We start from the raw sequence: 4,994 nt of genomic DNA, 5'->3' as shown, positions 1-4,994 counted from the left end.
GCAGAGTATGAGTCGACGGGGAAACTGCTGGGATAACGCCCCTATGGAGCGGTTCTTCCGGAGCCTGAAGACCGAATGGGTGCCGACGAAGGGCTATAACAGCTTCAGCGAAGCCCAGGGCGCGATAATCCGCTATATAACGGGATATTACAGCGCTATCAGGCCCCACTGGTATAACGGCGGTCTGACGCCCAACGAATCTGAGCGGCTGTATTACTTACAGTCTAATGCTGTGGCCAGTATTAGTTGACCACTACACATAATTTCCATTTATTTCCAGTAAAATGAGCGACTAAAACATTTTTTGCGTAGTGCTAGGCAAAAGTACAGGTAATAGCGTGAGGTTGTTGCATAAAGATGAGAGGGCGGGCAGAGCTGTCGGGCAAAATAGCCAGATTATTGCGATAAAAAAAACGCGGCAGGCCGCGCTCTTAAAGCAAAATCGGGATTAGAATTCGCGCTGCACTGACATATGCGCCAGCGCTTTCAGCGCACTACGCCACGGTGATTCCGGTAATACATTCAGCGCAGCGATCGCCTTATCAGCTTCTTTCTCTGCGGCATCGCGGGTCCATTCCAGTGAACCACATTCACGCATGGTTTCCAGAACGGATTCCAGTAAATGACGACCGTTACCCTCTTCAATCACCGAGCGGATCATCGCAGCTTGCTCAGAGTTGCCGTTACGCATCGCGTGCAGCAGCGGCAGCGTAGGCTTGCCTTCGCTTAGGTCATCACCGACGTTTTTCCCCAGAGTTTTGCCATCGGCACTATAATCGAGAAGATCGTCGATCAGCTGGAATGCGGTGCCGATATAGCGGCCATAATCCTGCAGCGCCTTTTCCTGTACTGCTGTGGCACCGGCGAGGATTGCCGAGGATTGCGCCGCCGCTTCAAACAGGCGTGCGGTTTTGCTGTAGATTACCCGCATGTAGCTCTCTTCGGTGATATCCGGGACGTTACAGTTCATCAGCTGTAAAACTTCCCCTTCCGCAATCACGTTCACCGCTTCCGACATCAGCGCCAACACTTTCAGTGAACCCAAGCTGGTCATCATCTGGAAAGCGCGGGTATAGATGAAGTCGCCGACCAGCACGCTGGCCGCATTGCCAAATGCCGCATTGGCGGTGGCTTTGCCGCGCCGCATGGCGGATTCGTCGACGACATCGTCGTGCAGCAGTGTCGCGGTGTGAATAAATTCGATCAGTGCTGCCACGGTAATGTGCTGCTTACCGGAGTAATCATTAACAGCGCGTGCAGCAAGCACGGCGATCATTGGGCGGATGCGTTTCCCTCCGCCGCTGATAATGTAGTAGCCCAGCTGGTTGATAAGGGATACATCGGAGTTCAGCTGGTCAAGTATTGTCGCATTGACGTCCGCCATATCTTGCGCGGTGAGTTCGTTTATCTGTTTTAAGTTCATCAGTCTTTTCAGCTATCGCTCAGTTCCCTGCTATGATAATCGCCTTAACCCGTGCCTGTGGCATGAAATGTATGACAGATTGTACTGCAAAAACACGGCGGTGAAACATCTCCATTCATGTTGCGTTTTTTCCTGCAATACAGCGCAACAGGTACTTGTCTTTAGTTGGGAAATTGCGTAGAATCCTTACCCTATTGTGAATATTTATAGCGCAGCCCGAAGTCAAAAAAGCAAGCGCAAAAGCGGAGTTTATATGTACGCGGTTTTCCAAAGTGGTGGTAAACAACACCGAGTAAGCGAAGGTCAGACCGTTCGTTTGGAAAAGCTGGACATCGCAACCAGCGATGTCGTTGAATTCGACCAAGTTCTGATGATTGCTAACGGCAAAGACGTTCAGATCGGCGCACCATTAGTTTCTGGTGGCTTGGTTAAAGCGGAAATCGTTGCTCACGGTCGTGGCAACAAAATCAAGATTGTTAAGTTCCGTCGTCGTAAACATTACCGTAAGCAGCAGGGTCACCGTCAGTGGTTCACTGATGTGAAGATCACTGGCATCAGTGCTTAATAGGAGATCTGACAAATGGCACACAAGAAGGCTGGTGGTTCGACTCGTAATGGTCGTGACTCCAACGCAAAACGCTTGGGTGTAAAACGTTTCGGCGGCGAAACTGTTCTGGCTGGTAGCATCATTGTTCGTCAGCGTGGCACCAAATTCCACGCGGGCACCAACGTTGGCTGTGGTCGTGACCACACTCTATTTGCAACTGCAGACGGCCAAGTCAAATTCGAAGTTAAAGGCCCGAACAACCGTAAATACATCAGCATCGTTGCTGAGTAATTAGGTTTTCGTGCCGCAGAGTGGCAAATGTCGCTCTATGCGACGACGAAAAGAAAAGCCCCGCACTAGACTGCGGGGCTTTTTACATTATGCCAGAACACCGATGTTAGTCAGTAAGCAGCAGGCAGCGATAGGGACCGCTCTCGCGCTGGTCACTGCATATGAGCTGGAGCTCGTTGCCTATTGCGATGAAACAGGTACTGGTGATGGATCCCGCCACGGTAGTGTTCTACCGTTTTTCCCTTGCAGCAGCAAGGCCAGGGGGCAATTTTAGAGCTGAAATGCCAACTGCCGCCGCGTGACTTCTTTCGTCACCCGCGCTGGCTGGTCTGGGTGTTAATTGCTACCGTGGGTCTGGTGGGCAACTTCGTGCTGTTTAGTTCTTCGTTGCAGTATCTCAGCCCTACCGCCTCCTAGGTGATTGCCTAACTGGCACCGCCGGGTATGATGCTCGTCAGCGTATTTATCCTGAAAGGGAAGATGCGTGGTAGCCAGATCGTCGGTAGGGTGATGCTGTTATGCGGACTGGTGATGTTCTTTAATACGAGCCTGATTGAGATCTTCACGCGCCTGACGGATTACATCTGGGGTGTGATCTTCGGTTTGGGCTCGTAACAAATTCTGTTTTTGCTGTGCACTCTATGTGCAGTGGCGCTGTTGCCGATGGCTTAGTTGGAGCTGTTGTGGCAGCTGGACGGCTGGCAGTTAGGCTGTCTGTTATTTTGCGCGCTTAATACCGTGGTGGGTTATGGCGCGCTGGTGGAAGCCTATGCACGCTGGCAGGCGGCACAGGTCAGCGCAATCGTGACGCTAACGCCCTTATTTACCCTGCTGTTTTTAGAATTTTTATCGCTTGGCCGGCCCGACTTTTTTGCCATTCCGCAACTCAATACCTTAAGGTTTATTGGGGCAATCGTCGTGGTGTCAGGCACCATGTTTTCCGCAATTGGCCATCGCTTATGATCACGGCGGAGCAATCCCGACCCGCTGCCAGCAGGCAGTGTGCTTGGACGAATGAGTGACGGAGAAGTAAAATGAAGTTTGTTGATGAAGCGACGATACTGGTAGTAGCGGGCGACGGCGGCAATGGCTGCGTCAGCTTCCGTCGTGAGAAATATATTCCGCGTGGTGGTCCAGATGGTGGTGATGGTGGTGACGGCGGCGATATCTACATGCAGGCTGATGAAAACCTCAACACCCTGATTGACTACCGTTTTGAGAAATTTTTCCGTGCCGAGCGCGGGCAGAACGGTCAGAGTCGTGACTGTACCGGTAAACGCGGCAACGATATCCTGATCAAAGTGCCGGTCGGCACGCGTATTATCGACCATGGTACCGGTGAAACGCTGGGTGATATGACTCACAATCAGCAGCAGATGATGGTCGCGAAGGGCGGCTGGCACGGTCTGGGTAACACCCGCTTCAAATCTTCCGTAAACCGTACGCCACGCCAGAAAACCATGGGTACGCCTGGCGAAAAGCGCGACTTACAGCTGGAGCTGATGCTACTGGCCGACGTTGGCATGCTGGGCCTGCCAAACGCCGGTAAGTCGACCTTTATTCGCGCGGTTTCCGCCGCGAAGCCAAAAGTGGCCGATTACCCGTTTACCACCCTAGTGCCAAGCCTCGGCGTGGTGCGCATGGACAGCGAGCAGAGCTTCGTGGTGGCCGATATTCCAGGGCTGATCGAAGGCGCATCGAACGGTGCTGGCCTAGGGATTCGCTTCCTGAAGCACCTCGAGCGCTGCCGCGTTCTGCTGCACATTATCGATCTGGTGCCGATGGACAAAAGTGACCCGGTTGAAAATGCGCGCATGATCCTCGGCGAGCTGGAAAAATACAGCGACAAGCTGTTTAACAAGCCACGCTGGCTAGTGTTCAACAAAGTTGACCTGCTGGATGAGGAAGAGGCGCAGGCGCGTGCTAAAGCGATTGCAGACTCGCTGGGCTGGACCGAGAAGTATTACCTGATCTCTGCGGCAAACAGTGTGGGCGTCAATGCGCTGTGCTGGGACCTGATGTCCTTTATCAACGCCAACCCGAAAGAAGCAGAACTGGAAGCGAAGCAGCCAGAGAAAGTGGAATTCATGTGGGATGACTACCATCGTCAGCAGCTGAAAGAAGCACATCCAGAAGTTGAAGAAGACGATGACTGGGATGAAGACGACAAAGAAGGTGTCGAAACGGTCTATCAGCGTTAATCCACGCTAAAAAAACGGGACGCCACTGGCGTCCCGTTTTACATGGCGTTAACCGATAATCGCGGTGGTCAGGCGAGAGATGCAGCACAGCCGATCCCGCTGGTCATATATCTCAAATTGCCACACCTGATTCAGTGCGCCGAGGTGCAGGGCGCGGGTGGCACAGCGGAACAGGTTGTTGAGCAGCGGCCAGTTGTTGCTGAAGAACGGCCAGAGCAGGTGTGGCATGGTAAAGGTGATGTGCTGCCCTTCGCAGTCGGGCAGGACGTGTTGTTGCTCAGCAATCCACTGCTCGGTAGACTTCATGCCGCCGGCGCTGCAGGCCTTTGACTTGCAGCTCTGGCAGAAGAAGCGGGAGTGGGTACAGTCAGGTGAAGCGCAGCAGTAGCGGCGCACACCCATAGCGCAGGTCCCGCAGGCGCGCATGCGCTCAACGGCGAGTGGGGTCCACTGGCTGACGCTGTCGCCATGTTTTTCGAGATAGCGGTTCCAGCCGTCATCGACGGTGAAAAGGAGTTTGGCGGGACGCGGG

General features: G+C 53.3%; 5 protein-coding genes and 2 pseudogenes. 5 read left to right on the top strand and 2 right to left on the bottom strand.

The genetic code is table 11. The annotated features are described in order from the left end of the window. A partial coding sequence (locus tag BBW68_RS06530; protein WP_148127574.1) for an integrase core domain-containing protein occupies positions 1–250 on the top strand: 250 nt, incomplete at its 5' end. A 198-nt stretch (positions 251–448) separates the two neighbouring features. Here the strand turns inward: BBW68_RS06530 and ispB are convergent. Next, positions 449–1,423: an octaprenyl diphosphate synthase gene (gene ispB / locus BBW68_RS06525; protein WP_070134501.1), complete on the bottom strand. Its 975-nt coding sequence runs from the start codon at positions 1,421–1,423 to the stop codon at positions 449–451. A 253-nt stretch (positions 1,424–1,676) separates the two neighbouring features. On the opposite strand from ispB, the gene rplU reads away from it, so the two are divergent. From rplU to cgtA, 4 genes and pseudogenes are all read left to right on the top strand, one after another. Further along, entirely contained in the window at positions 1,677–1,988 is a 312-nt protein-coding gene (gene rplU / locus BBW68_RS06520) for a 50S ribosomal protein L21 (protein ID WP_070134500.1), read from the top strand. Positions 1,989–2,003: 15 nt separating this feature from the next. Then, complete coding sequence (gene rpmA / locus BBW68_RS06515) at positions 2,004–2,261, top strand: 50S ribosomal protein L27 (protein WP_048914471.1); 258 nt, start codon at positions 2,004–2,006, stop codon at positions 2,259–2,261. A gap of 103 nt (positions 2,262–2,364) precedes the next feature. Continuing rightward, a pseudogene (locus BBW68_RS06510) lies at positions 2,365–3,224 on the top strand (DMT family transporter). Positions 3,225–3,295: 71 nt separating this feature from the next. Further along, a complete protein-coding gene (cgtA, locus tag BBW68_RS06505) occupies positions 3,296–4,462 on the top strand; it encodes an Obg family GTPase CgtA (RefSeq protein WP_070134499.1) in 1,167 nt (388 codons plus the stop codon). Positions 4,463–4,609: 147 nt separating this feature from the next. Here the strand turns inward: cgtA and BBW68_RS06500 are convergent. Then, positions 4,610–4,994 (bottom strand): annotated as a pseudogene (locus BBW68_RS06500) (transposase zinc-binding domain-containing protein); the annotation flags it as partial.

This window comes from Candidatus Erwinia dacicola (assembly GCF_001756855.1).
Taxonomy (GTDB): domain Bacteria; phylum Pseudomonadota; class Gammaproteobacteria; order Enterobacterales; family Enterobacteriaceae; genus Erwinia; species Erwinia dacicola.
The sequence above is the reverse complement of the archived record's forward strand: the minus strand, read 5'-3'. Positions and strand labels throughout refer to the sequence as shown.

What these genes read in the sequence shown, in the direction of transcription:
- ispB (WP_070134501.1), bottom strand. Translation starts at nt 1,423, where the DNA reads ATGAACTTAAAACAGATAAACGAACTCACCGCGCAAGATATGGCGGAC.
- rpmA (WP_048914471.1), top strand. Translation starts at nt 2,004, where the DNA reads ATGGCACACAAGAAGGCTGGTGGTTCGACTCGTAATGGTCGTGACTCC.
- rplU (WP_070134500.1), top strand. Translation starts at nt 1,677, where the DNA reads ATGTACGCGGTTTTCCAAAGTGGTGGTAAACAACACCGAGTAAGCGAA.
- cgtA (WP_070134499.1), top strand. Translation starts at nt 3,296, where the DNA reads ATGAAGTTTGTTGATGAAGCGACGATACTGGTAGTAGCGGGCGACGGC.